Origin of the sequence: Salmonella sp. 741265055_HSA, assembly GCF_046569525.1 — a bacterium.
In the GTDB taxonomy this organism is placed as follows: domain Bacteria; phylum Pseudomonadota; class Gammaproteobacteria; order Enterobacterales; family Enterobacteriaceae; genus Salmonella; species Salmonella enterica.
Map to the genome: position 1 here is coordinate 79,074 of NZ_JBKFSQ010000014.1, position 25,459 is coordinate 104,532.

A 25,459-nucleotide genomic window follows, 5' to 3' on the forward strand; every position below is an offset into this window, starting at 1 on the left:
GTTTATCCTTATTTTTGCACTACGATATTTTCTTGGGACGGATCAACATGCTGCATTTGCAGCTTTTCCGTTGCGATCCGCTCCACCCGGCTGTGATCGCCGAGCGCATTTTCTTCAAGGATCAGGTTGCGCCATTCAATGTCCAATGCATCGCGCTCCAGAACCAGTTGTTCACGCTGCGCGGTGAGTAAACGAGTATGGTGCGCCGTCGTGACCACCGTCACCGCCGTTAAAATGATGCAAATGAACAAGCAGAGTGGCAGCTTCCCGAACCGCAAAAGATCGTCACCGATCACGCCAGGCAAGGCATGGCGTTCGTTGCTTCCTATCGATCCTTTAACTTTGCTTAGGGCTTCTGTCACTCTGCTGATCATGCGTTCGTCCTCTCTGCGATACGCAGAACTGAACTACGGGCCCGAGGATTTTCAGCCACCTCTTTTTCACCCGGCATCAACTTGCCTAACGCTCGTAACTCACGACCGCCCAGTTTTTTGAGCTGCGCTTCCGTCATCGGTAATCCCGCCGGTACCTGCGGACCGCGGCTTTGCTCACGCATAAAGCGTTTCACAATACGGTCTTCCAGCGAGTGGAAACTGATGATTGAAAGCCGCCCGCCTGGGGCCAGTACGCTGAGCGAGCTTTTTAGCGCCTGCTCTATCTCCTCCAGTTCACTGTTTACCCAGATGCGCACCGCCTGGAAGGTACGGGTCGCGGGATGTTTGAATTTGTCTTTTACCGGGGTCGCCGCCGCAACCACTTCCGCCAGCTCTTTGGTGCGGGTCATCGGCTGTTCGCGATTGCGCTCAACAATGGCGCGAGCAATACGTTTGGCAAAACGCTCCTCGCCGAATGTTTTCAGCACCCAGGCGATATCCGCCTCCTCCGCCGTTTGTAACCACTCGGCGGCAGACTGGCCGCGCGTCGGGTCCATTCGCATATCCAGCGGACCGTCGCGCATGAATGAAAAACCGCGCTCCGCATCGTCAAGCTGCGGAGAAGAGACGCCAAGATCGAGAAGGATCCCGTCAATTTTGCCGGTAAGCTCGCGCTCGGCTACATAATCAGCCAGCGCGGAAAAAGGTCCATGAATGATGGAGAAGCGAGGATCATTAATGGTCTGCGCAACGGCGATCGCCTGCGGATCGCGATCGATCGCCAGCAAGCGCCCCTCTTCGCCCAGTTGCGAGAGGATCAGGCGCGAGTGGCCGCCGCGACCAAATGTGCCATCAATATAGATACCATCCGGACGAATATTCAGCCCATTAACGGCTTCATCCAACAGTACCGTAGTGTGTTTAAAATTTTCCATCATCTTATAGAGACAAGTCCTGCAGCCGCTCCGATAACGTTTCGGTAGCTGACTGTTCAGCGTCGATATCTTCCTTGACCTGTTGATACCAGGTCGTTTCATCCCACAGCTCAAATTTGTTGAACTGTCCAACCAGCATCACTTCTTTCGTCAGTCCGGCATGTTGCCGCAGAACTGGCGCGATCAGTAATCGACCTGCACCATCCATCTGACATTCGCTGGCATGGCCCAACAGTAAACGCTGTACGCGACGTTCTACCGGGTTCATGCTCGACAGACGAGATAACTTTTGCTCAATAATTTCCCATTCAGGCAGGGGGTAAAGCAGCAGGCATGGGTGATGGATGTCAATGGTACATACCATTTGACCGGTAGCGCTCTCGATCAGTTGCTCCCGATAACGGGTCGGCACGGTCAGGCGCCCTTTACTGTCGAGATTGACTAACGTTGCCCCCCGGAACATGCCAGTCTCCCCCCTTCTTACCACTTTATCCCACAAATTCCCACTCGAAGGAGTTTACGGAGCGGAGGAAAAGCTTGTCAAGCAAGTCACAACGCTTACTGAAGTAAAAAAGCCAATGTTTACGGCGAATATCTGCGTTGATTAATTTCCGTCCAGCGTGCAAGTCAAATTAACGTTATGAATATTTGTAAGAAAAAAACCAAAGACCCACCGCCGTTTAAAACGGACTCAATATAATCCGAGAAAAATATAAAGTGTCAGTTTGCGACGCGAGCGGCATTTTAGGACATATTGCACCGTGTTAACAGTGCCTGTTTAACGTGTGCAGCGCCTGCTATACCAGCGCCTACGAGCGACTGTCGCGCCAAAGACAAAAAGTGGCTGTTAATTCGACGATTTCTTGCCTGCTTGTAACAAAACAAGACAAAGGAAAAGACTCGTTACGTCTTAATTAGTGGAATATGGACGATTTCGGACAAAAGAAAGGTAATAAAAAAGAATTTTCGGATAATTTTAAGGAATAATCTTAATTATTTAAGGGATATTTTTACTGATACGTATTTGTTTGACGGCGGCAGAAGAGAGAGTCTTTTGCCGCCGGTCCTTTAGCTACGGCTCAGAATGCCGCGACGATACAGGTTTCGCCGAATACGCGTTAAGCCGGGTTTCGGCTTACGCGGTTCATCAAGACTTGCCAGCACAATCTCCAGCACGCGTTCCGCGACATCACGATGACGCTGCGCCACCGCCAGTACCGGGCATTGCAGAAAATCCAGCAGCTCATGATCGCCGAAGGTCGCAATCGCTAAATCCGAAGGCAGTTTTCCATCGCGCCGCAGCGTAACGTCCATCACGCCCTGTAATAGCGCGAACGATGTCGTAAAGAGCGCCTGCGGCATAGGATGCGTTTCCAGCCATTTCTCAAACAACTGCGCGGCGGCTTCGCGCTCATAGCTGTTGGCATATAAGAAATTCACCTCCCGCGGATCGTCTTTCCATGCGGTGCGGAACCCCTGCTCGCGCAGGAAACTGACGGACAACTCCGGCAGCGCGCCCAAATAAAGCACCGTTTCCGCCGGGAATTTACGCAGCTCTTCCGCCAGCATCTCGGCATCATCCTGATCGGCGCCGACCACGCTGGTGAAATGTTCGCGATCCAGCGCGCGGTCGAGCGCGACGATGGGGAACGGATCGTTGGCCCAGCGCTGATAGAAGGGATGCTCCGGCGGTAACGAAGTTGAAACAATGATTGCATCCACCTGGCGTTGCAAAAGGTGCTCAATGCAGCGCATTTCGTTATCCGGCTGATCTTCAGAACAGGCGATCAGCAGTTGGTAGCCACGCTGGCGTGCCTGGCGCTCAAGATAGTTTGCGATACGGGTGTAGCTCGTGTTTTCAAGGTCCGGGATCACCAGACCAATGGAACGTGTGCGTCCAGCACGTAGCCCGGCAGCCACAGCGTTAGGATGGTAATTGTGCTCACGCACCACCGCCATGACTTTTTCTACGGTTTTGTCGCTCACGCGGTATTGCTTTGCTTTACCGTTTATAACGTAGCTTGCAGTTGTGCGCGAGACACCGGCCAGCCGAGCGATTTCATCCAGTTTCACAATTGCCCCTTGTGTAAATTGTACAAACCATAACCTTTATGTCGGCATGGGTTAAAATCGTTAACATCTAAGCGCAGTTTGATCACTCCGGCAACCGCTTTTATTCCGGGTTACCACGGATTTCGCAAAAAAAAAGCCCAACCGGTGATATTGGGTTGGGCGATAATTCCTGTTGGCCGGATAAAACGCAAGCGCGTCGTCATCCGGCAAATCTGCTCAGCGCATAATCTTATCGCCGCGCGAAAGCCCGACGACGCCTGAACGCGCCACTTCAACAATTTTCGCCACGTCGCGCAGCGAGGCCAGAAAAGCATCCAGTTTATCGCTGGTGCCCGCCAGTTGAACGGTATACAGCGTTGGCGTGACATCAATAATCTGACCACGGAAAATTTCCGTATTACGCTTCACCTCTTCCCGTCCATAGCCGCTGGCCTGGATTTTCACCAGCATGATTTCCCGCTCAACGTGCGCTCCCTGACCCAGCTCGCTGACGCGCAGCACATCAACCAGCTTGTGCAGTTGCTTTTCAATTTGCTCAAGCACTTTTTCATCGCCTACCGTCTGGATAGTCATGCGCGACAACGTCGGATCGTCCGTCGGCGCGACGGTCAGGCTTTCAATATTATATCCGCGTTGCGAAAAGAGGCCGATAACCCGCGATAGAGCCCCAGATTCGTTTTCCAGTAATACCGATAAAATCCGGCGCATCATCAGGTCCTCTCCGTTTTGCTTAACCACATTTCGTCCATCCCGCCCCCGCGAATCTGCATCGGATAGACATGCTCGCTGCCATCAACGGTGACATCGACGAACACCAGTCGGTTATTACGCACATGCTCAAGGGCTTCGCTGAGTTTACTTTCCAGCTCATCCGGACGGTTAATCTGCAGCCCGACATGACCATATGCTTCCGCCAGGCGCACAAAATCCGGCAACGACTGCATATAAGACTGAGAATGGCGACCGGAATAGATCATATCCTGCCACTGTTTCACCATCCCCAGATAACGGTTGTTCAGGTTCAGAACCAGTACCGGCAATTCATACTGTAAGGCTGTCGACAGCTCCTGAATGTTCATCTGTATACTGCCATCGCCGGTCACGCAGACCACCATTTCTTTCGGCAGGGCCATTTTAACGCCCAGCGCAGCCGGTAGGCCAAAACCCATCGTGCCGAGCCCGCCGGAATTAATCCAGCGACGTGGTTTATCGAACGGGTAGTAGAGGGCGGCAAACATCTGGTGTTGTCCTACATCGGACGTCACGTAAGCGTCGCCCTTCGTCAGACGCCAGAGGGTTTCAATCACCGCCTGGGGTTTAATGCTTTCGCTTTCCGCGTCATACTTCAGGCACTGACGGGCGCGCCAGACCTCTATCTGCTGCCACCAGTCGCGAATATCATCCTGCGGCTGAGACGGCGCATCCTGCGCCAGTAGCTCCAGCATTTGTTCCAGTACCAGGCGGGCATCGCCCACCACCGGGATATCAGCGTTAACCGTTTTGGATATGGACGTCGGGTCAATGTCGATGTGTAATACCGTCGCGTTCGGACAATATTTAGCGAGATTATTCGTCGTGCGGTCGTCAAATCGTACGCCAACAGCGAAAATCACGTCGGCGTTATGCATGGTCATATTGGCTTCATAAGTGCCATGCATTCCCAGCATTCCTAACGACTGGCGATGAGTAGCAGGAAACGCGCCCAGTCCCATTAATGAAGAGACCACCGGCAGGTTAAAGGTTTCAATGATGTGGCGCAGCGGCGCATAGCAGGCCGCGCTTATCGCCCCTCCCCCAACATAGACCACCGGTTTTTTTGCCGACGCCAGCGTTTGCAAAGCACGCTTAATTTGTCCTTTATGTCCTGATGTTGTGGGATTGTAAGAGCGCATACTGACCGTTTCCGGCCAGGCATACGGCATTTTTTTCGCCGGATTCAAAATATCTTTCGGCAGATCCACGACCACCGGTCCAGGACGTCCGCTTGCCGCCAGCCAGAAGGCCTTTTTAAGCACCAGGGGAATATCTTCCGTCTGTTTGACCAGGAAGCTATGTTTGACCACCGGTCGGGAAATCCCCACCATGTCGCACTCCTGAAAGGCATCATAGCCAATCAATGAGGTGGCGACCTGGCCGGAAAGAATCACCAGCGGAATGGAATCCATATAGGCCGTAGCAATCCCGGTAATCGCATTGGTCGCTCCCGGTCCGGAAGTCACCAGCACCACGCCAACGTCGCCAGTAGCTCGCGCCAGGCCATCCGCCATATGCACCGCGGCCTGCTCATGACGCACCAGCACATGATCGATCCCTCCAACGGTATGTAGCGCATCATAAATATCAAGCACTGCGCCTCCAGGATAGCCGAACACCTGCTTTACGCCTTGATCGATAAGCGATCGGACGACCATCTCGGCTCCAGACAACATCTCCACGGCTTGCCTCCACTTTATACCTGTCATCACGGTTTGACGGACACCTTAACCGCTCGCTATCACGCCTGGCAATTAGATGGAATGACGTAAAGACGGGGAAGGTTAGAATAATCAGGAGGCAAGAAGAGAAAAAATGGAGAAATACTCCGTCTGAATCACACCAGGTAATAAATAATCGCTTATAAATGCAGACTTACAGCAATTCATCTATTTTTCACAGCGACGAAAAGAATCGCTCACCGTTAATTCAGCATAAAATTTTTGATATACGCTAAAAAGCAGAATAAACCAGAATTTGTTTCTGATTTATTCTGCCCGGTTTTATCGCTTACAAACAGAAACTAATAAATCTTCCATCCATTGGTGCCCTTTATCACGCCCAGCCGCTTCATGCCAGGAAAGGTAGCATGTCCGGCTATTCAGTTTTAAAGGCAACGGCAATATTTGCAGATCCAGCGACTCCGCAAACTCTTCCGCCAGCCAGCGCGGGGCAATAGCGACCAAATGCGTCTGCGAAACCACGTTCAGAACGCTGATAAGCGCCATGCCCTGATAAGCCACGCTCGACTGTTTATCCGGCGTGTCATACCACGGCTGACTAAATGACGCATAACGATCGAGAGAAACAACCGCATGTTGTTCATTATAAACATCGCCTTCCAGTAGCGGGCCGCTAATACGCGGGTGTTTTCGGCTGGCGACTAAAACCATTTCATCTTTAAATAGCGGTACGCTGGTAAACTCAGGGCGACGGAATTCTTCATAACTAATAACGAACTCGGTTTCCTGATAGCGTAGCTGATGCTCAGTATTCTGATTCAACGACGCTTTAAAAACGACATGAATATTTGGCGCAATTTTTTCTACACGATTATAAATCTGTGACGTCAGGATATTATCCAGCGGACTGCACACGCAAAGATTGAATACACGTTCGCTGCTGGTCGGCTCAAACCCCGATCCCGGCAATTCATTTTGCACCAATTGCAACGCCTGACGGACTGAACCAAATAACTGAAATGCACGGGCAGTCGGCTGAATTCCTCGTCCATATCGAACAAAAAGCTCGTCATTAAACATAACCTTCAGACGCGCTACGGCGTTACTGACCGCAGGCTGCGACATTCCCAGCGTGTGGGCGGCGCGCGTAATATTCTGCTCTTGCATTACCGCATCGAACACGGTCAATAGGTTCAAATCAACCATGCGAAGCTGTGGTTTGCCCATATCTAAAAGATGCGGCTTTTCGGTTTTGACCTCTGGCATATTTAACTCCACTGTCACGCTTAACTCCCTTTTTCTGGCTGAAGGCAGAAATAATTCCTGAAAATATGATTTACCATGCATATAAAATAAGAAAAAGGGAAAGCGTTAAAATTCGGAAAACATAAAGACGCTGACAGAGACAAATAGAATGCCAGCGCAAGCGTAATGTGTCCTGAGTCACACCATTGCGATTCATAATGTTTAAATTACGCAAGCAATATAACCATAACCATGACGAATACACAATCATACACCAAGTGAATGATCATTTAAGTTTTAATTAAATGTTTATATTATTAATAGCTAAAAAGTTAACATTAATTTATCAATAACTTTATCCTTATCCATTAAGTAAACAAGGTTATTTGTTAAAATATAAAACAAATCAAAAAGATAAACCAAACCTTTAGCATACCTTTAACAGGCCATTCCCCTAACCAATTTGCAAACAAAAATGCCTAAATATTTCAAACAATGAAAAGTATGAATGTCCACTCGTTCTTTTATCCTTTATTGGACGCGCAGCCCAGCACAATTAGCTAAAGTACGTATCCGGATATCGTCAACAAAATGCAATGGCGACAGAAATCAGAGTTGACATTAAACGGCATATCCAGTACCACTAAAAGCATATCGCATTCGCTGGAGCTGAATTAATGTCACATATCGTTCGTTTCACTGGGCTACTACTACTCAACGCATTTATTGTGCGCGGTAGACCGGTGGGCGGCATTCAACATTAAGTCAGCTCGAAGTCAAACAAAACCCGCGCCGTTGCGCGGGTTTTTTTATGCCTGACGCAAGGCGCCCCTGGAGACAAGGACCACATCATGAGCCAGCAAGTCATTATTTTTGATACGACCTTACGCGACGGCGAACAAGCGTTACAGGCCAGCCTGAGCGCGAAAGAGAAGCTGCAGATTGCCCTGGCCCTTGAGCGCATGGGTGTTGATGTCATGGAAGTGGGCTTCCCGGTCTCTTCTCCGGGTGATTTTGAATCTGTCCAAACCATCGCCCGCACCATCAAAAACAGTCGCGTTTGCGCCCTGGCGCGTTGTGTAGAAAAAGACATCGACGTCGCGGCACAGGCGCTGAAGGTCGCCGACGCGTTTCGTATTCATACTTTTATCGCCACCTCGCCAATGCACATCGCCACCAAGCTGCGCAGCACGCTGGATGAGGTCATCGAACGCGCGGTATACATGGTTAAGCGTGCGCGTAATTACACTGATGACGTGGAGTTCTCCTGCGAAGATGCTGGCCGGACGCCTGTTGACGATCTGGCGCGCGTGGTGGAAGCCGCTATAAACGCCGGCGCGAGAACCATTAATATTCCCGATACCGTGGGCTATACCATGCCATTTGAGTTCGCGGGAATCATTTCTGGCCTGTATGAACGTGTCCCCAATATCGACAAAGCCATCATCTCCGTTCATACCCACGACGATTTAGGGATAGCAGTAGGCAACTCGCTGGCGGCAGTACATGCGGGCGCGCGTCAGGTTGAAGGCGCGATGAACGGTATCGGAGAACGTGCCGGTAACTGCGCACTGGAAGAAGTGATCATGGCGATTAAAGTGCGCAAAGACATCATGAACGTACACACCAACATCAATCACCACGAAATCTGGCGCACCAGCCAGACCGTCAGCCAGATCTGTAACATGCCGATCCCGGCCAACAAAGCGATTGTCGGCAGCGGCGCTTTCGCCCACTCTTCCGGCATCCACCAGGATGGCGTCCTCAAGAACCGCGAAAACTATGAAATCATGACGCCAGAGTCCATCGGTCTGAATCAGATACAGCTGAACCTGACCTCCCGCTCTGGCCGTGCCGCCGTGAAACATCGCATGGAAGAGATGGGTTACAAGGACACAGACTACAACATGGACCACCTGTACGACGCGTTCCTGAAGCTGGCGGACAAAAAAGGCCAGGTGTTCGACTATGACCTGGAAGCGCTGGCGTTTATTAATAAACAGCAAGAAGAACCAGAGCATTTCCGTCTGGATTACTTCAGCGTGCAGTCCGGCTCCAGCGATATCGCCACTGCTTCCGTGAAGCTGGCCTGTGGTGAAGAGATCAGGGCCGAGGCGGCGAACGGCAACGGCCCGGTCGACGCCATCTATCAGGCGATTAACCGCATCACTGGCTACGACGTTGAGTTGGTTAAATACGACCTGAACGCCAAAGGCCAGGGTAAAGACGCGCTGGGTCAGGTCGATATCGTCGTGAACCATCATGGTCGCCGCTTCCACGGCGTCGGGCTGGCGACGGATATCGTCGAATCCTCCGCCAAAGCGATGGTGCACGTACTGAACAATATCTGGCGCGCCGCCGAAGTTGAAAAAGAATTGCAACGCAAAGCTCAAAATAAAGAGAACAACAAGGAAACCGTGTAATGTCGAAGAACTATCATATTGCCGTACTGCCGGGCGACGGTATCGGCCCGGAAGTCATGGCGCAAGCCCTGAAAGTTATGGATGCGGTACGCAGTCGTTTTGATATGCGTATCACCACCAGCCGCTATGACGCCGGCGGTATTGCTATCGACAATCATGGTCATCCACTGCCGAAAGCCACCGTTGAAGGGTGTGAGCAGGCGGATGCCATTCTGTTTGGCTCCGTCGGCGGCCCGAAATGGGAAAATTTGCCCCCGGAAAGCCAGCCGGAGCGCGGCGCCCTGCTGCCGCTGCGCAAACATTTCAAATTATTCAGTAACCTGCGTCCGGCGAAACTGTATCAGGGACTGGAAGCATTTTGCCCGTTGCGCGCCGATATCGCCGCTAACGGTTTCGATATCCTGTGCGTGCGCGAGCTGACCGGCGGGATCTATTTCGGACAGCCAAAAGGCCGTGAAGGCAGCGGTCAGTACGAAAAAGCCTTTGATACCGAAGTTTATCACCGCTTTGAGATCGAGCGCATTGCCCGTATCGCCTTTGAATCGGCGCGTAAACGCCGCCGTAAAGTCACCTCTATTGATAAAGCCAACGTACTGCAAAGCTCTATCCTGTGGCGTGAAATCGTCAATGATGTCGCGAAAACGTATCCCGATGTGGAACTCGCGCACATGTATATCGATAACGCCACCATGCAGTTGATTAAAGACCCGTCGCAGTTTGACGTACTGCTGTGCTCTAACCTGTTCGGCGACATTCTGTCCGACGAATGCGCCATGATCACCGGCTCAATGGGGATGTTGCCCTCCGCCAGCCTGAACGAGCAAGGGTTTGGCCTGTATGAACCGGCTGGCGGCTCCGCGCCGGATATCGCCGGGAAAAATATCGCCAATCCAATTGCGCAGATCCTGTCGCTGGCGCTGCTGCTGCGCTACAGCCTGGATGCCAACGATGCGGCAACGGCCATTGAACAGGCGATCAATCGCGCATTAGAAGAGGGCGTTCGCACCGGCGATTTAGCCAGGGGCGCTGCCGCAGTCAGTACCGATGAGATGGGCGATATTATCGCCCGCTATGTCGCAGAAGGGGTGTAATCATGGCCAAAACGTTATACGAAAAATTATTTGATGCCCACGTGGTCTTTGAGGCGCCAAACGAAACGCCGCTGCTGTACATCGACCGCCACCTGGTGCATGAAGTCACCTCGCCGCAGGCGTTTGATGGTCTGCGCGCGCACCATCGTCCGGTACGTCAGCCAGGGAAAACCTTCGCCACGATGGATCACAACGTCTCGACGCAGACTAAAGACATTAATGCCTCCGGTGAAATGGCGCGTATCCAGATGCAGGAGCTGATTAAGAACTGTAACGAGTTCGGCGTCGAACTGTATGACCTGAATCACCCGTATCAGGGCATCGTCCATGTGATGGGGCCGGAACAGGGCGTCACCCTGCCGGGCATGACCATCGTCTGCGGCGACTCCCACACCGCCACCCACGGCGCGTTTGGCGCGCTGGCCTTCGGCATCGGCACTTCTGAGGTAGAACATGTACTGGCGACGCAAACCCTGAAACAGGGGCGCGCTAAAACCATGAAGATTGAAGTCACGGGTAACGCCGCGCCGGGCATTACCGCCAAAGACATCGTGCTGGCGATCATCGGTAAAACCGGTAGCGCCGGCGGCACCGGACACGTGGTTGAATTTTGCGGCGACGCGATCCGCGCGCTGAGTATGGAAGGCCGCATGACGCTGTGCAATATGGCGATTGAGATGGGCGCCAAAGCCGGTCTGGTCGCCCCGGATGAAACCACTTTCAACTACGTAAAAGGGCGTTTGCACGCGCCGAAGGGCCGCGATTTTGACGAAGCCGTCGAGTACTGGAAAACGCTGAAAACCGATGACGGCGCGACCTTTGATACTGTCGTCACCCTGCGAGCAGAAGAGATCGCGCCGCAGGTGACCTGGGGCACGAATCCGGGCCAGGTGATTTCCGTCACCGACATCATCCCCGATCCCGCCTCCTTTAGCGATCCGGTTGAACGCGCCAGCGCCGAAAAAGCGCTGGCTTATATGGGCTTACAGCCGGGCGTACCGTTAACGGACGTTGCTATCGATAAAGTCTTTATCGGCTCTTGTACCAATTCGCGCATTGAAGATTTGCGCGCGGCGGCGGAAGTCGCCAAAGGGCGCAAAGTGGCGCCGGGCGTGCAGGCGCTGGTGGTGCCGGGTTCAGGTCCGGTGAAAGCGCAGGCGGAAGCGGAAGGTCTGGACAAGATCTTTATCGAAGCAGGATTTGAATGGCGCTTACCGGGCTGTTCCATGTGCCTGGCCATGAATAATGACCGCCTGAACCCGGGCGAGCGCTGCGCATCCACCAGCAACCGTAACTTTGAAGGCCGTCAGGGCCGCGGGGGTCGCACGCATTTAGTCAGCCCGGCGATGGCCGCCGCTGCCGCCGTTACCGGCCACTTCGCCGACATTCGCAGCATCAAATAAGGAAACTACCATGGCAGAGAAATTTACCCAGCATACCGGCCTGGTTGTCCCACTGGATGCCGCCAACGTCGATACCGATGCAATTATCCCTAAACAGTTTTTGCAGAAGGTTACGCGCACCGGTTTTGGCGCCCATCTGTTTAACGACTGGCGCTTCCTGGACGAAAAGGGCCAACAGCCAAATCCGGAATTCGTGCTGAACTTTCCGGAATATCAAGGCGCGTCGATACTGCTGGCGCGGGAGAACTTTGGCTGCGGCTCTTCACGCGAACACGCGCCGTGGGCGTTGACCGACTACGGCTTTAAAGTGGTGATCGCGCCAAGCTTCGCCGACATTTTCTACGGCAACAGCTTTAACAACCAACTGCTGCCGGTAACCCTGAGCGACGCACAGGTCGATGAGCTGTTTGCTCTGGTGAAAGCCAATCCGGGGATTCATTTTGAAGTGGATCTGGAAGCACAGGTGGTGAAAGCAGGCGATAAAACCTACAGCTTTAAAATCGACGACTTCCGCCGCCACTGCATGTTGAACGGTCTGGACAGCATTGGGCTGACGCTGCAGCACGAAGACGCGATTGCCGCCTACGAAAATAAACAACCGGCATTTATGCGGTAACCTTTCACGCCTTACCGGGCCTACAGGTTATGCAATATCACCAGGTTGCCACTATATCCTGTAGGCCTGATAAGCGTAGCGCCATCAAGCGCCTGGTTACTCATCAGTCGCTCATGCCGGGGATATTCCGGCATTTTTTATACGCCTTTTACTCACCCGCTCACCCCCGCGTGACCACAGAAACCGCCGTATAAATCCCGTTGAGACGCCGTCCCATCGTCGTTATCCAGAAACAGCCGAAATAAAAAAAGCCAGCAGGTATTCTCTGCTGGCGGGTGATTTTAGGCTATCGCCTACACCAATACTCAGTCACACATGATGTCTGCAATTGGCTTCAATCGGTCGCCTCCCACTGCATCAATTCCGCGAGCATTTTTAAGCGCTGCGACGCGCTCAGGCAAGCCAGCCAGGACGTTTTTTCCGTCGCGACAAAATATCTCAACCAGAACTGGTGCATAGTGACCTCTTCCTCTTGCTTCATCGAAAGATATTATTGGCCTAATATAGGGATAATAAAATTGCTGAGTTTTTCATCGGAGTTCCCCTTTTATGCCCTCAGGTCGCCTGCAACAACAATTTATCCGTCTCTGGCAATGTTGTGACGGTAAAACGCAAGACACCACGCTTAATGAGCTGGCGGATCTGCTGAACTGTTCGCGTCGCCATATGCGTACGCTGCTAAATACGATGCAGGCGCGCGGTTGGCTAACATGGGAAGCCGAGGTCGGACGCGGAAAGCGTTCGCGTCTGACGTTCCTGTATACCGGACTGGCGCTGCAACAGCAGCGGGCGGAAGACCTGCTGGAACAAGATCGAATCGATCAACTGGTACAACTGGTCGGCGATAAAAGCGCTGTCAGGCAAATGCTGATTTCCCATCTGGGACGCAGCTTCCGCCAGGGGCGGCATATTCTGCGGGTTCTTTACTATCGTCCGATGCACAATCTCCTGCCGGGAACCGCATTACGTCGCTCGGAAACTCATATTGCCCGGCAAATTTTCAGTTCGCTCACGCGGGTAAATGAGGAAAACGGGGAACTGGAAGCGGACATTGCGCACCACTGGCAGCAAATTTCCCCTTTACTGTGGCGCTTCTACCTGCGCCCCGGCATTCATTTTCATCATGGCCGCGAGCTGGAGATGGAAGATGTCATCGCCTCGCTAACGCGTATCAATACGCTTCCGCTTTACTCGCACATCAAAAAGATAGACTCCCCTACCGCGTGGACGCTGGATATTCATCTTTCCCAGCCGGATCGCTGGTTGCCGTGGCTGCTGGGCCAGGTCCCGGCGATGATTTTGCCTCGGGAGTGGGAAACGCTGGCTAATTTCGCCAGCCACCCTATCGGCACCGGGCCTTATGCCGTGCGGCGTAATACGCCGAACCAGCTCAAGATACTCGCCTTTGATGACTACTTCGGCTATCGGGCGTTGATAGACGAAGTGAACGTCTGGGTACTGCCGGATATCAGTGAAGAACCGGCCTGCGGCTTGATGCTGGAAGGGCCGATACAAGGCGGTGAAAAAGCGATAGAAAGCCGACTGGAAGAGGGGTGCTATTACCTGCTATTCGACGCCAGAACGCCGCGCGGCGCACATCCGCAGGTCAGAGAATGGGTAAGCCACGTCCTCTCTCCCACCAATTTACTCTATCATGCCGATGAACCGCTACAGCAGCTCTGGTTCCCGGCCTGTGGGCTTTTACCGCGCTGGCATCACGCCCGTCCAGGCCCGGGCGAAAAACCCGCCGGGCTGGAAACCCTCACGCTGACCTTCTATCGCGAACACATTGAGCACCGGGTTATCGCCCGTATCATGAGCGCGCTTCTGGCTGAACATCAGGTGCATCTGCATATTCAGGAGATCGACTACGATCAATGGCACGCCGGCGAGATCGAAAGCGATATCTGGCTCAATAGCGCTAACTTTACGCTGCCGCTGGATTTCTCGCTGTTCGCGCACCTGTGCGAAGTACCACTCTTGCAGAACTGCATTCCGCGCGACTGGCAGGACGACGCCGCGCAGTGGCGCGCTGGCGAGATGAACCTGGCGAACTGGTGCCAGCAACTGCTGGCCAACAAAGCGATTGTGCCGTTGATCCACCACTGGCTGATTATCCAGGGACAACGCAGTATGCGCGGGCTGCGCATGAATACCCTCGGCTGGTTTGATTTTAAATCGGCGTGGTTTGCGCCGCCGGATCCTTAAAAGCCAGCTCTTAATTGCTGCCCGGCAACAAAATCACTACACTAACGCCGAACTCAACGGGGTGCCGCGCTCATGCGCGCGCTGAGAAAATACCCGTCGAACCTGATCCGGATAATGCCGGCGAAGGGATTTGAGGCTAACTCTCAAGTCCTTTGCCACTCTTTAACTGAGGTGCAAAGTGTTAAAAAAATATCTTCCGCTTTTACTCCTGTGCGCGGCGCCTGCTTTCGCCAAACCCGTTCTCACCGTCTATACCTACGACTCGTTCGCCGCCGACTGGGGGCCAGGCCCGGCGGTGAAAAAAGCGTTTGAAGCCGATTGCAACTGCGAGCTGAAACTGGTGGCGCTGGAGGATGGCGTTTCGCTGCTCAACCGCCTGCGGATGGAGGGGAAGAACAGCAAAGCCGATGTGGTGTTGGGGCTGGACAATAATCTGCTGGAGGCGGCCACGCAAACTAAACTTTTTGCCAAAAGCGGCGTGGCGAATGAGGCGGTCAAGGTGCCCGGCGGCTGGAAAAACGACACATTTGTGCCGTTCGATTACGGCTATTTCGCCTTTGTCTACGATAAAAGCAAGCTGAAAAATCCGCCGAAAAGCCTGAAAGAACTGGTCGAGAGCGATCAAAAATGGCGGGTGATTTATCAGGATCCGCGTACCAGTACGCCAGGGCTGGGGTTGTTACTGTGGATGCGCAAAGTCTATGGCGATAACGCGCCGCAGGCCTGGCAAAAACTGGCGGCCAAAACGGTGACGGTGACGAAAGGCTGGAGCGAGGCCTACGGTTTATTTCTGAAAGGTGAAAGCGATTTGGTGCTCAGTTACACCACCTCTCCGGCGTATCACATTATTGAAGAAAAGAAGGACAATTACGCCGCCGCGAACTTCAGCGAAGGCCATTACTTACAGGTAGAAGTCGCGGCGCGTACCGTCGCCAGTAAGCAGCCGGAACTGGCTGAGAAATTCCTCAAATTTATGGTTTCTCCGGCGTTTCAGAACGCCATACCCACCGGCAACTGGATGTACCCGGTAGCGGACGTCGCCTTACCAGCAGGGTTTGAATCATTGGCAAAACCCGCCACAACGCTGGAATTCACGCCGCAACAAGTGGCAGCACAACGCCAGGCATGGATTAGCGAATGGCAACGCGCCGTCAGCCGTTAATTCCCGGCTGGCTGATTCCGGGGCTGTGCGCCGCCGCGCTGATGATAACCGTCTCGCTGGCGGCCTTTCTGGCGCTTTGGCTGAACGCGCCGGCGGGCGCGTGGTCGGCAATCTGGCGGGATAGCTACCTGTGGCATGTGGTGCGCTTCTCATTCTGGCAGGCGTTTCTGTCCGCAGTGCTGTCTGTGGTCCCGGCGGTTTTTCTCGCTCGCGCGCTTTATCGACGCCGTTTTCCTGGACGTCTGGCGCTGCTGCGTCTATGCGCCATGACGCTGATTCTGCCGGTACTGGTTGCCGTGTTCGGTATTCTTAGCGTGTATGGCCGTCAGGGCTGGCTGGCCTCGCTGTGGCAGATGCTGGGGCTTCAGTGGACATTCTCCCCCTACGGCTTGCAGGGCATTTTACTGGCGCACGTCTTTTTTAACCTGCCAATGGCGAGCCGTTTGTTGCTGCAATCTTTGGAAAGCATTCCCGGCGAGCAGCGCCAGCTCGCCGCCCAGCTCGGTATGCGCGGCTGGCATTTTTTTCGTTTTGTCGAATGGCCGTGGCTGCGCCGCCAAATTCCGCCCGTCGCGGCGCTGATTTTTATGCTCTGCTTCGCCAGTTTCGCAACGGTCCTGTCGCTCGGCGGCGGCCCGCAGGCCACCACTATCGAACTGGCTATCTTTCAGGCGCTCAGTTATGACTACGATCCCGCCCGCGCGGCGATGCTGGCATTAATCCAGATGGTCTGCTGCCTGGCGCTGGTACTGCTAAGCCAACGGTTGAGCAAAGCGGTTGCGCCGGGGATGACGCTGACGCAGGGCTGGCGCGATCCTGACGATCGTCTCCACAGCCGTCTGACGGACGCCTTATTAATCGTGCTGGCGCTGCTGCTGCTGCTTCCGCCGCTGGTCGCCGTGGTGGTCGATGGCGTTAACCGCAGCCTGCCGCAGGTGCTGGCGCAACCCATTCTGTGGCAGGCTGTCTGGACATCGCTACGCATTGCGCTGGCGGCGGGCGTTCTGTGTGTGGTGCTGACCATGATGCTGCTGTGGAGTAGCCGCGAGCTACGCCAACGCCAGCAACTATTCGCCGGACAAACGCTGGAACTCAGCGGGATGTTGATCCTCGCGATGCCGGGGATCGTGCTGGCGACAGGCTTCTTTTTACTGCTCAATAATAGCGTTGGCTTACCGGAATCCGCCGACGGCATCGTGATTTTCACCAATGCGCTGATGGCAATCCCCTACGCGCTAAAAGTCCTGGAAAACCCAATGCGCGATATTACCGCCCGTTATGGAATGCTGTGCCAGTCATTAGGAATTGAAGGCTGGTCGCGGTTAAAGGTCGTGGAACTGCGGGCGCTGAAACGTCCGCTGGCGCAGGCGCTGGCGTTTGCCTGCGTACTTTCTATCGGTGATTTTGGCGTCGTCGCGCTTTTCGGCAATGACTATTTCCGCACGCTGCCGTTTTATCTGTATCAGCAGATCGGCTCCTACCGCAGCCAGGACGGCGCGGTGACCGCGCTGATACTATTGCTGCTCTGCTTTACGCTATTTACCCTCATAGAGAAACTACCGGGCCGACATGCTAAAACTGATTGATATCACCTGGCTTTACCATCATTTGCCGATGCGTTTTACGCTGGCGGTAGAACGCGGCGAGCAGGTGGCGATTCTTGGCCCCAGCGGCGCGGGGAAAAGCACGTTGTTGAATTTAATTGCCGGCTTTCTTGCGCCTGCCAGCGGTACGCTACTGATTGCCGGCGACGATCATACGCTTACGCCGCCCTCACGCCGTCCGGTCTCAATGCTGTTTCAGGAGAATAATTTATTCAGCCACCTGAATGTGCAGCAAAATATCGGTCTGGGGCTAAACCCCGGGTTAACGCTCAACGCCAGCCAGCGGGAAAAACGGGACGCTATTGCACGTCAGATGGGCATTGAGAGTCTGATGGCGCGTTTGCCGGGCGAACTGTCCGGCGGCCAGCGTCAGCGGGTAGCGCTGGCGCGCTGCCTGGTACGCGAACAGCCGGTACTGCTGCTGGATGAACCGTTCTCCGCGCTCGATCCCGCGCTGCGTCAGGAGATGCTGACGTTGGTCAGCGATATCTGCCGCGAGCGACAGCTCACGCTGTTGATGGTCTCGCACAGCGTGGAAGATGCGGCGCGAATTGCGCCCCGGTCAATCGTCGTCGCCGACGGACGCATTGCGTGGCAAGGCAAAACAGACGATCTACTAAGCGGTCAAGCCAGCGCCTCAGCGCTATTGGGCATCAAATCCCATATTTTGTAGGCCGGATAAGGCGAAGCCGCCATCCGGCAAAGGAATCGTTAGTAACCCACAACTTTGCGCAGAATATCGATATATACCGGCATCAGCGGGTGGCGAACCAGCACCACCAGTGCGACCACGCCGATTCCGAGCGTCAACGGCGCCAGATACAGCAAACGGCTGCGGGGGAAATACGCGGTTAAACGATCGACTGCCGCTTTGCCGCTGCGCCACAGCCGCCAGCATAGCCAGCCTCCGACCCACAGCAGCAACGCCGTCGCCAGCAGCAGCCATTTGAAATCTCCGCTCTGCATATCGGAAGGAATATCGATTGCCGCTCCCGCCAGAATGCCCGGCAGGAAATAAAACGGCGGCCACAGCAAACAGCCAATCAAGTTCGGCCCAATAAATTTCGCCACGGGAAGATCCAGCATCCCTGCCACCATCGGCACCAGAGGCCTCGTCGGACCGACAAAACGTCCGACCAGGATCGTGAACATACTGTGCTGATGCAGCGCGTGTTCGGTTTTATCCAGCAGCGACTTGTTCTTTTTCATAAAAGACCAGCGGTGTAGCGGCTTTTTAAAGCGCCACCCCAGCCAGAACGAAATCCAGTCGCCCATCAGACAGCCGATAATACCCACCAGCCAGGCATGCCAAAAATTGAGCTCGCCGCTGCCGATAAGCGCGCCCAGCCCCGCCATCAGTACCGTACCGGGTAAAATCAACCCCACCAGCGCCAGCGATTCCAGGAAGGCGACCAGCAACACGGCGATAAGCGAATACAAAGTGGATTGGGTGATAAAGTGTTCCAGCAGTGCTTGCATAGTGTGTCCGTCAGCGTGATGAAGCAGGGATTCTGCTTACCCCGTCCCCCTTCGTCAAGCCGTCAATTATCCGAATAGTTACGGCTTATGACATCTTTGTGGACACATCATTCACTTTTTATTCACATCCGGCCCTGAACTCGCTAGGACTTGCCCCTGTGCATTTTTTAAATACCCGCGAAAAATAGAGCTGATCGTCAAATCCAACATTGCGCCCAACGGTCGCTATCGGCATTCGCGTGGTGCTAAGCAGGAGTTTCGCCTGGCTGATACGCTGATCTTCGCGCCAACTCAATACGCTAATGCCTAACTGCTGGCGGAACAGATGCGATAACCGGGAGGGCGACAGGCAGACATGCTGGGCGACGCTGGCGATATCAAAATGGCTGTCTGCCAGATGGTCGCTGATATACTGGCAGGCATCGCGCACACGGCTATCCATCGGCGGGTGCAACGACTCATTAATTACCGCCATACGTCTGAGCAACAACTGCTCCAGCAGATTGATCGCCAGTAGCTCAGAATAGCGGCCTTCCCCTTGCCCGGCGCTGATGATCTGCCCGAACAGTTCGCTGAAATGCGGCTGGCGCGCCTCGTCCGGGCGGAAAAATCCTGTCTGGGCAAAGATTGTCGGCCAGGTCAGCCACTCCTGCCAGTAGGCGCGAGGCCGGAAATAAACCCACTGGTGATACCACTCGCTGGCGTCCGGATGCCGTCCATAGTGATGAATCTCGCCCGGCGGAAACAATAATATATCGCCAGGCCGACAGACAAACTGCTCGCCATTATTATTAATGACGCCTTCTCCGCGGATGGTCAGGTTAAGAATATATCCCTTCATGCCCAACGGACGATCGATAAAAAAATCCAGATATCCATTCGCTTCAATCGGCGTCAGCCCGGCGACCAGATGGGCATTAAATGAATATCCCGGCAATAGCGGATCATTTTGCGTTTCAGCCATGATTTCTCTACCCCCCGATGTTCAGAGAAGAAACAAATTGTCCATATTGACCAGGACGACAGAGCTTACGTCTCCGCAAGACCTCGCGCTTGATGAAAGCACGTATCAACCCCGCTTGTGAAAAGCGCTTTGTAACAAAAGCGTACAGTTCAGGCGATAAAATTAAGTAACAGAAGTGTCTATAACTATGGCTGGAATGTCCACATTGAATATTTGCACAGCGTCACACTTTGCAAAGCATTAGCATTTTTGTCCATAAGATTAGCGGATCCTGCCTGACGGTTTTTGCCGCGACTCTCTACTGTTTCTCCATACCTGTTTTTCTGGATGGAGTAAGACGATGGCAATTGCAATTGGCCTCGATTTTGGCAGTGATTCAGTGCGCGCTCTGGCAGTGGACTGCGCCACCGGCGACGAGATCGCCACCAGTGTAGAGTGGTATCCGCGCTGGCAAGAAGGCCGTTATTGCGACGGCCCGAACAACCAGTTCCGTCATCATCCGCGCGACTACATGGAGTCAATGGAGGCCGCGCTGAAAGCCGTTTTGGCACAATTAAGCGCCGCGCAACGCGCAAATGTCGTTGGCATTGGCGTTGACAGCACCGGTTCTACGCCAGCGCCGATTGACGCCGACGGTAACGTCCTGGCGCTGCGTCCGGAGTTCGCCGAGAACCCGAATGCGATGTTTGTGCTGTGGAAAGATCACACCGCCGTGGAAGAGGCCGATGAAATCACTCGTCTGTGCCATAAGCCAGGCAAGGTCGACTACTCCCGCTATATTGGCGGCATTTACTCCAGCGAATGGTTCTGGGCGAAGATTCTGCACGTCACCCGTCAGGATAGCGCCGTCGCGCAGGCCGCCGTCTCGTGGATTGAACTGTGTGACTGGGTGCCGGCGCTGCTTTCCGGCACCACTCGCCCGCAGGATATCCGCCGTGGCCGCTGCAGCGCCGGGCACAAAACGCTGTGGCATGAAAGCTGGGGCGGCCTGCCGCCCGCGAGCTTCTTTGATGAACTCGATCCGTGCATTAACCGTCATCTGCGCTACCCGTTATTTAGCGAAACCTTCACCGCCGATCTGCCCGTGGGCACCCTGTGCGCCGAATGGGCGCAGCGCCTCGGCTTGCCGGAAAGCGTGGTGATTTCCGGCGGCGCGTTCGACTGTCACATGGGCGCGGTCGGCGCGGGCGCACAGCCCAATACGCTGGTAAAAGTCATCGGCACGTCTACCTGCGACATTCTGATTGCGGATAAACAGAGCGTCGGCGAACGCGCGGTGAAAGGCATTTGCGGTCAGGTTGACGGCAGCGTGGTGCCGAACTTTATCGGTCTGGAAGCGGGGCAATCTGCTTTCGGCGACATTTACGCCTGGTTTGGTCGCGTACTCAGTTGGCCGCTGGCGCAGCTTGCCGCGCAGCATCCGGAACTTAAAGATCAGATTAACGCTAGCCAGAAGCAGCTACTGCCAGCGCTCACCGACGCCTGGGCGAAAAATCCGTCCCTGGATCACCTGCCGGTGGTGCTCGACTGGTTTAACGGTCGCCGCACGCCAAACGCTAATCAGCGTCTGAAAGGCGTCATTACCGATCTCAATCTCGCCACCGACGCGCCAGCGCTGTTTGGCGGTTTGGTCGCCTCGACCGCCTTCGGCGCGCGCGCCATTCAGGAGTGTTTTACCGATCAAGGTATTGCGGTCAATAACGTGATGGCGCTTGGCGGCATCGCCCGTAAAAATCAGGTCATTATGCAGGTCTGCTGCGACGTACTGAATCGTCCGTTGCAGATCGTCGCTTCCGACCAGTGCTGCGCATTAGGCGCCGCTATCTTTGCCGCCGTCGCTGCGAAGGTCCATGCAGACATTCCAGCCGCCCAGCAAAGCATGGCGAGCGCGGTAGAACGCACTCTACGCCCTTGCCCTGAACAGGCGCAACGCTTCGAACAGCTTTACCGCCGCTACCAGCAGTGGGCGCTAAGCGCAGAACAACATTATCTTCCGACTGCCGCGCCGGCGCCAACGACCCCGGCCAATCAGACAATCCTGACTCATTAAGGACACGACAATGACGATTTTTGATAATTATGAAGTATGGTTTGTGATTGGCAGCCAGCATTTGTATGGCGCAGAAACCCTGCGTCAGGTCACTCAACATGCCGAGCATGTGGTCAACACGCTGAATACCGAAGCCAAACTGCCATGTAAACTGGTATTAAAACCGCTGGGCACCTCGCCGGATGAGATTACCGCCATTTGTCGTGACGCCAATTATGACGATCGCTGCGCGGGGCTGGTGGTCTGGCTGCACACCTTCTCCCCGGCCAAAATGTGGATCAACGGGCTGAGTATCCTTAACAAACCACTACTGCAATTCCATACCCAATTTAACGCCGCCCTGCCGTGGGACAGCATCGATATGGACTTTATGAACCTGAACCAGACTGCGCACGGCGGCCGCGAGTTCGGTTTTATCGGCGCGCGGATGCGCCAGCAGCACGCGGTCGTCACTGGCCACTGGCAGGATAAAGAGGCCCATACGCGTATCGGCGCCTGGATGCGCCAGGCGGTCTCTAAACAGGATACCCGCCAGCTAAAAGTCTGCCGCTTCGGCGACAATATGCGTGAAGTCGCAGTGACTGACGGTGATAAAGTGGCCGCGCAAATCAAATTTGGCTTTTCGGTCAATACCTGGGCGGTCGGCGATCTGGTGCAGGTGGTGAATTCCATCGGCGACGGCGATATCAACGCTCTGATTGACGAGTATGAAAGCAGCTATACCCTGACGCCCGCCACCCGGATCCACGGCGATAAACGCCAGAACGTGCGGGAAGCGGCGCGTATTGAACTCGGTATGAAGCGTTTCCTGGAACAGGGCGGCTTCCACGCATTTACTACTACCTTTGAAGATTTACACGGTCTGAAACAGCTTCCGGGTCTGGCCGTACAGCGTCTGATGCAACAGGGCTACGGCTTTGCGGGCGAAGGCGACTGGAAAACCGCCGCTCTGCTTCGCATTATGAAAGTGATGTCAACCGGTCTGCAGGGCGGCACCTCATTTATGGAGGATTACACCTACCACTTCGAGAAAGGCAACGATCTGGTGCTCGGCTCGCACATGCTGGAAGTGTGTCCGTCCATCGCGGTGGAAGAGAAACCGATCCTCGACGTCCAGCACCTCGGCATTGGCGGCAAGGAAGATCCGGCGCGTTTGATTTTCAATACCCAAACCGGCCCGGCGATCGTCGCCAGTCTGATCGACCTCGGCGATCGTTATCGCCTGCTGGTCAACTGCATTGACACCGTAAAAACGCCGCACTCCCTGCCGAAACTGCCGGTGGCTAACGCGCTGTGGAAGGCGCAGCCGGATCTGCCGACCGCCTCCGAAGCGTGGATTCTGGCTGGCGGCGCGCACCATACCGTCTTCAGCCACGCGCTGGATCTGAACGATATGCGCCAGTTCGCAGAAATACACGATATCGAAATCGCGGTGATTGATAACGATACCCGTCTGCCAGCCTTTAAGGACGCGCTGCGCTGGAACGAGGTGTATTACGGTTTAAAACGCTAAAAGTGGAGTCTGAATGCCCGGTGGCACTGCGTTTACCGGGCCTACGGTCCTGTAGGCCGAATAAGGCATTTATGTCGCCATCCGGCACACCGTCGCTCGTAGGCCGGATAAGCGAAGCGCCATCCGGCAGGGAGAAAACAATGTTAGAAGATCTCAAACGCCAGGTACTGGAAGCCAATCTGGCGCTGCCAAAACACAACCTGGTCACCCTCACCTGGGGTAACGTTAGTGCCATCGTTCGCGAACGCGGCGTATTGGTGATTAAGCCGTCCGGCGTCGATTATAGCGTCATGACCGCTGACGATATGGTGGTGGTCAGCCTGGAGACTGGTGAAGTCGTTGAAGGTCATAAAAAACCGTCGTCCGATACGCCAACCCACCGTTTGTTATATCAGGCATTTCCGACTATCGGCGGCATCGTACACACCCATTCGCGCCACGCGACTATCTGGGCGCAGGCGGGTCAGTCGATTCCGGCGACAGGAACCACCCATGCCGACTATTTCTACGGTACAATTCCCTGCACTCGCAAAATGACCGAGGCGGAAATTAATGGCGAGTATGAATGGGAAACGGGCAATGTCATTGTTGAGGCCTTTGAAAAACAAGGCATTAACGCCGCTCAAATGCCCGGCGTGCTTGTCCATTCGCACGGCCCGTTTGCCTGGGGTAAAAATGCCGAGGATGCCGTGCATAACGCCATCGTGCTGGAAGAAGTGGCCTATATGGGGATCTTCTGCCGCCAGCTTGCGCCACAGTTGCCCGGCATGCAGCAATCCCTTCTGGATAAACACTATCTACGCAAACACGGCGCAAAAGCCTATTACGGGCAGTAATGCCTCTAAAAACGCGTCCCATTGGGGGCGCGTTGATGAATCTGGTCGGTGATATATTCAGCAAATGCGCTTTGATAGACGTAATTATCAGAACTCACATATTCAATAATGTTATCATAATGTCCCTGCAACACTTTTCCTTCCAGCGCATGGAAGAAAATATAATCTTCGATTGTTGACTGCCAGCGTTGCCCATTTAACAGATAGTTAATAATGGTATCCCGATGTCCGTTTTTTCTGTCGTGTCCTTGCCAGTGAAAAAAAGCATTGCCGTTTTCAATAATTTCGGTACGCCAAATCTGATCTGTCCATGTTTTATACTCAAAAAATCGACTCACGGTTTTTATGGAAGGGTTAGCGCGTTGAGTATTGACGAAAAGATAATGGTCGTTCCCTACCAGACACGCCTGCATATTCACATTCATAAAAGATAATTCCCGAATACCACAAATTTTGATAAAAACACCCGCACCTGAAAGTTAAAATAAAATTATATTCTAAAATAAAAATTAAATTATACAGAGAGTTCCCGACGAATTCGCACTGTAATCCATTTTTATTTAACCATAGCGGCCAATTGAAATATTATATTTCTACCTGGCGGTGCGGATGTTTCAAATGAAATTCTTACACTTTTCATTAATTAAAACAAACAAAAAATATCGCTTTTTTGTTAATCCGAGAAATAAGTAACAGATTCGAATAAGCACTATTCTGAAAAATACCGAATGTATGGAAACAGACTTGACACAAAACAGCCAACCTATGGATAAAAATTGTAAATAAACATGATTCAAAATTAGCAGTTATAGGATAATTATATCAGCTGTCTACACCAGCATCATTATACCCTTCATACTTCAAGTTGCTTATGTGTTGGCTACGGATTACTCGGCCCATCCATGGGCCTCGCCCTGACGGGCCGTCGCACGCGACGTTCAAATCTGCTCCCGGCAGATTTGTCGTTCACCCCAGTCACATCGTTATCTATGCTCCTGGGGACTCACTCCCTTGCCGCCTTTAAGCAACTCGAATTATTTTGGGTATA

General features: G+C 53.7%; 23 protein-coding genes and 1 riboswitch. Of the genes, 12 read left to right on the forward strand and 11 right to left on the reverse strand.

The annotated features are described in order from the left end of the window. Positions 1-8: 8 nt before the first annotated feature. The 7 genes from ftsL to leuO form a co-directional block, all read right to left on the reverse strand. Positions 9-374: a cell division protein FtsL gene (ftsL, locus tag ACLD4K_RS10205; protein ID WP_000625651.1), complete on the reverse strand. Its 366-nt coding sequence runs from the start codon at positions 372-374 to the stop codon at positions 9-11. Further along, on the reverse strand, positions 371-1,312 hold the full coding sequence (rsmH, locus tag ACLD4K_RS10210; protein WP_000970444.1) for a 16S rRNA (cytosine(1402)-N(4))-methyltransferase RsmH: 942 nt from the start codon (positions 1,310-1,312) through the stop codon (positions 371-373). The genes ftsL and rsmH overlap by 4 nt, the downstream gene beginning before the upstream one ends. A 1-nt stretch (position 1,313) precedes the next feature. Next, the gene (gene mraZ / locus ACLD4K_RS10215) at positions 1,314-1,772 is read right to left on the reverse strand and encodes a division/cell wall cluster transcriptional repressor MraZ (protein WP_000488294.1); all 459 of its coding nucleotides are present in this window, start codon (positions 1,770-1,772) and stop codon (positions 1,314-1,316) included. Between the two features lie 605 nt (positions 1,773-2,377). Then, positions 2,378-3,382, reverse strand: a complete 1,005-nt coding sequence (gene cra, locus ACLD4K_RS10220) for a catabolite repressor/activator (RefSeq protein WP_000762406.1) — start codon at positions 3,380-3,382, stop codon at positions 2,378-2,380. A gap of 216 nt (positions 3,383-3,598) precedes the next feature. Next, complete coding sequence (gene ilvN / locus ACLD4K_RS10225) at positions 3,599-4,090, reverse strand: acetolactate synthase small subunit (RefSeq protein ID WP_001563086.1); 492 nt, start codon at positions 4,088-4,090, stop codon at positions 3,599-3,601. A gap of 2 nt (positions 4,091-4,092) precedes the next feature. Then, positions 4,093-5,817: an acetolactate synthase 3 large subunit gene (gene ilvI / locus ACLD4K_RS10230; protein WP_411011796.1), complete on the reverse strand. Its 1,725-nt coding sequence runs from the start codon at positions 5,815-5,817 to the stop codon at positions 4,093-4,095. A gap of 321 nt (positions 5,818-6,138) precedes the next feature. Then, positions 6,139-7,083, reverse strand: coding sequence for a transcriptional regulator LeuO (gene leuO, locus ACLD4K_RS10235; protein ID WP_001115420.1), 945 nt, complete (start codon positions 7,081-7,083; stop codon positions 6,139-6,141). Positions 7,084-7,739: 656 nt separating this feature from the next. On the opposite strand from leuO, the gene leuL reads away from it, so the two are divergent. From leuL to leuD, 5 genes are all read left to right on the forward strand, one after another. Next, positions 7,740-7,826, forward strand: a complete 87-nt coding sequence (leuL, locus tag ACLD4K_RS10240; RefSeq protein ID WP_001575587.1) for a leu operon leader peptide — start codon at positions 7,740-7,742, stop codon at positions 7,824-7,826. 87 nt (positions 7,827-7,913) lie between these two features. Next, on the forward strand, positions 7,914-9,485 hold the full coding sequence (gene leuA / locus ACLD4K_RS10245; protein ID WP_411011797.1) for a 2-isopropylmalate synthase: 1,572 nt from the start codon (positions 7,914-7,916) through the stop codon (positions 9,483-9,485). After that, on the forward strand, positions 9,485-10,576 hold the full coding sequence (leuB, locus tag ACLD4K_RS10250) for a 3-isopropylmalate dehydrogenase (RefSeq protein ID WP_411011798.1): 1,092 nt from the start codon (positions 9,485-9,487) through the stop codon (positions 10,574-10,576). The genes leuA and leuB overlap by 1 nt, the downstream gene beginning before the upstream one ends. Before the next feature lie 2 nt (positions 10,577-10,578). Next, complete coding sequence (leuC, locus tag ACLD4K_RS10255) at positions 10,579-11,979, forward strand: 3-isopropylmalate dehydratase large subunit (RefSeq protein ID WP_001140632.1); 1,401 nt, start codon at positions 10,579-10,581, stop codon at positions 11,977-11,979. A 10-nt stretch (positions 11,980-11,989) separates the two neighbouring features. Further along, positions 11,990-12,595: a 3-isopropylmalate dehydratase small subunit gene (gene leuD, locus ACLD4K_RS10260; protein WP_000818264.1), complete on the forward strand. Its 606-nt coding sequence runs from the start codon at positions 11,990-11,992 to the stop codon at positions 12,593-12,595. Between the two features lie 334 nt (positions 12,596-12,929). Here leuD and sgrT read toward each other — a convergent pair whose 3' ends face one another. Next, the gene (gene sgrT, locus ACLD4K_RS10265; protein WP_411011806.1) at positions 12,930-13,052 is read right to left on the reverse strand and encodes a glucose uptake inhibitor SgrT; all 123 of its coding nucleotides are present in this window, start codon (positions 13,050-13,052) and stop codon (positions 12,930-12,932) included. Between the two features lie 92 nt (positions 13,053-13,144). Between sgrT and sgrR the strand changes: the two genes are divergently transcribed. The 4 genes from sgrR to thiQ all read left to right on the forward strand — a co-directional run bounded on the left by sgrR (position 13,145) and on the right by thiQ (position 18,242). After that, complete coding sequence (sgrR, locus tag ACLD4K_RS10270; RefSeq protein WP_411011799.1) at positions 13,145-14,803, forward strand: HTH-type transcriptional regulator SgrR; 1,659 nt, start codon at positions 13,145-13,147, stop codon at positions 14,801-14,803. 47 nt (positions 14,804-14,850) lie between these two features. Continuing rightward, positions 14,851-14,950: riboswitch (TPP riboswitch) on the forward strand. A 31-nt stretch (positions 14,951-14,981) separates the two neighbouring features. Continuing rightward, positions 14,982-15,965, forward strand: a complete 984-nt coding sequence (gene thiB / locus ACLD4K_RS10275) for a thiamine ABC transporter substrate binding subunit (RefSeq protein ID WP_000915326.1) — start codon at positions 14,982-14,984, stop codon at positions 15,963-15,965. Beyond that, entirely contained in the window at positions 15,941-17,551 is a 1,611-nt protein-coding gene (gene thiP, locus ACLD4K_RS10280) for a thiamine/thiamine pyrophosphate ABC transporter permease ThiP (RefSeq protein WP_411011800.1), read from the forward strand. Before thiB ends, thiP begins: the two co-directional genes overlap by 25 nt. Then, complete coding sequence (thiQ, locus tag ACLD4K_RS10285) at positions 17,535-18,242, forward strand: thiamine ABC transporter ATP-binding protein ThiQ (RefSeq protein ID WP_411011801.1); 708 nt, start codon at positions 17,535-17,537, stop codon at positions 18,240-18,242. The genes thiP and thiQ overlap by 17 nt, the downstream gene beginning before the upstream one ends. Before the next feature lie 38 nt (positions 18,243-18,280). Here thiQ and ACLD4K_RS10290 read toward each other — a convergent pair whose 3' ends face one another. Both ACLD4K_RS10290 and araC read right to left on the reverse strand, forming a co-directional pair. Beyond that, positions 18,281-19,048, reverse strand: coding sequence for a DedA family protein (locus tag ACLD4K_RS10290; protein WP_001148369.1), 768 nt, complete (start codon positions 19,046-19,048; stop codon positions 18,281-18,283). Positions 19,049-19,166: 118 nt separating this feature from the next. Next, on the reverse strand, positions 19,167-20,012 hold the full coding sequence (araC, locus tag ACLD4K_RS10295) for an arabinose operon transcriptional regulator AraC (RefSeq protein ID WP_000852387.1): 846 nt from the start codon (positions 20,010-20,012) through the stop codon (positions 19,167-19,169). Positions 20,013-20,352: 340 nt separating this feature from the next. Here araC and araB point away from each other — a divergent pair, with 340 nt between their 5' ends. The 3 genes from araB (at position 20,353) to araD (ending at position 24,411) form a co-directional block, all read left to right on the forward strand. Further along, a complete protein-coding gene (gene araB / locus ACLD4K_RS10300; RefSeq protein ID WP_411011802.1) occupies positions 20,353-22,062 on the forward strand; it encodes a ribulokinase in 1,710 nt (569 codons plus the stop codon). Between the two features lie 10 nt (positions 22,063-22,072). Continuing rightward, positions 22,073-23,575, forward strand: coding sequence for an L-arabinose isomerase (araA, locus tag ACLD4K_RS10305; protein ID WP_411011803.1), 1,503 nt, complete (start codon positions 22,073-22,075; stop codon positions 23,573-23,575). 140 nt (positions 23,576-23,715) lie between these two features. Continuing rightward, positions 23,716-24,411 carry an L-ribulose-5-phosphate 4-epimerase gene (gene araD, locus ACLD4K_RS10310; protein WP_411011804.1) on the forward strand — a complete coding sequence of 232 codons (696 nt, stop codon included), beginning with the start codon at positions 23,716-23,718 and terminating at the stop codon, positions 24,409-24,411. Between the two features lie 5 nt (positions 24,412-24,416). Here araD and ACLD4K_RS10315 read toward each other — a convergent pair whose 3' ends face one another. Next, positions 24,417-24,836 carry a DUF4751 family protein gene (locus tag ACLD4K_RS10315; protein WP_080250460.1) on the reverse strand — a complete coding sequence of 140 codons (420 nt, stop codon included), beginning with the start codon at positions 24,834-24,836 and terminating at the stop codon, positions 24,417-24,419. Positions 24,837-25,459 lie beyond the last annotated feature (623 nt).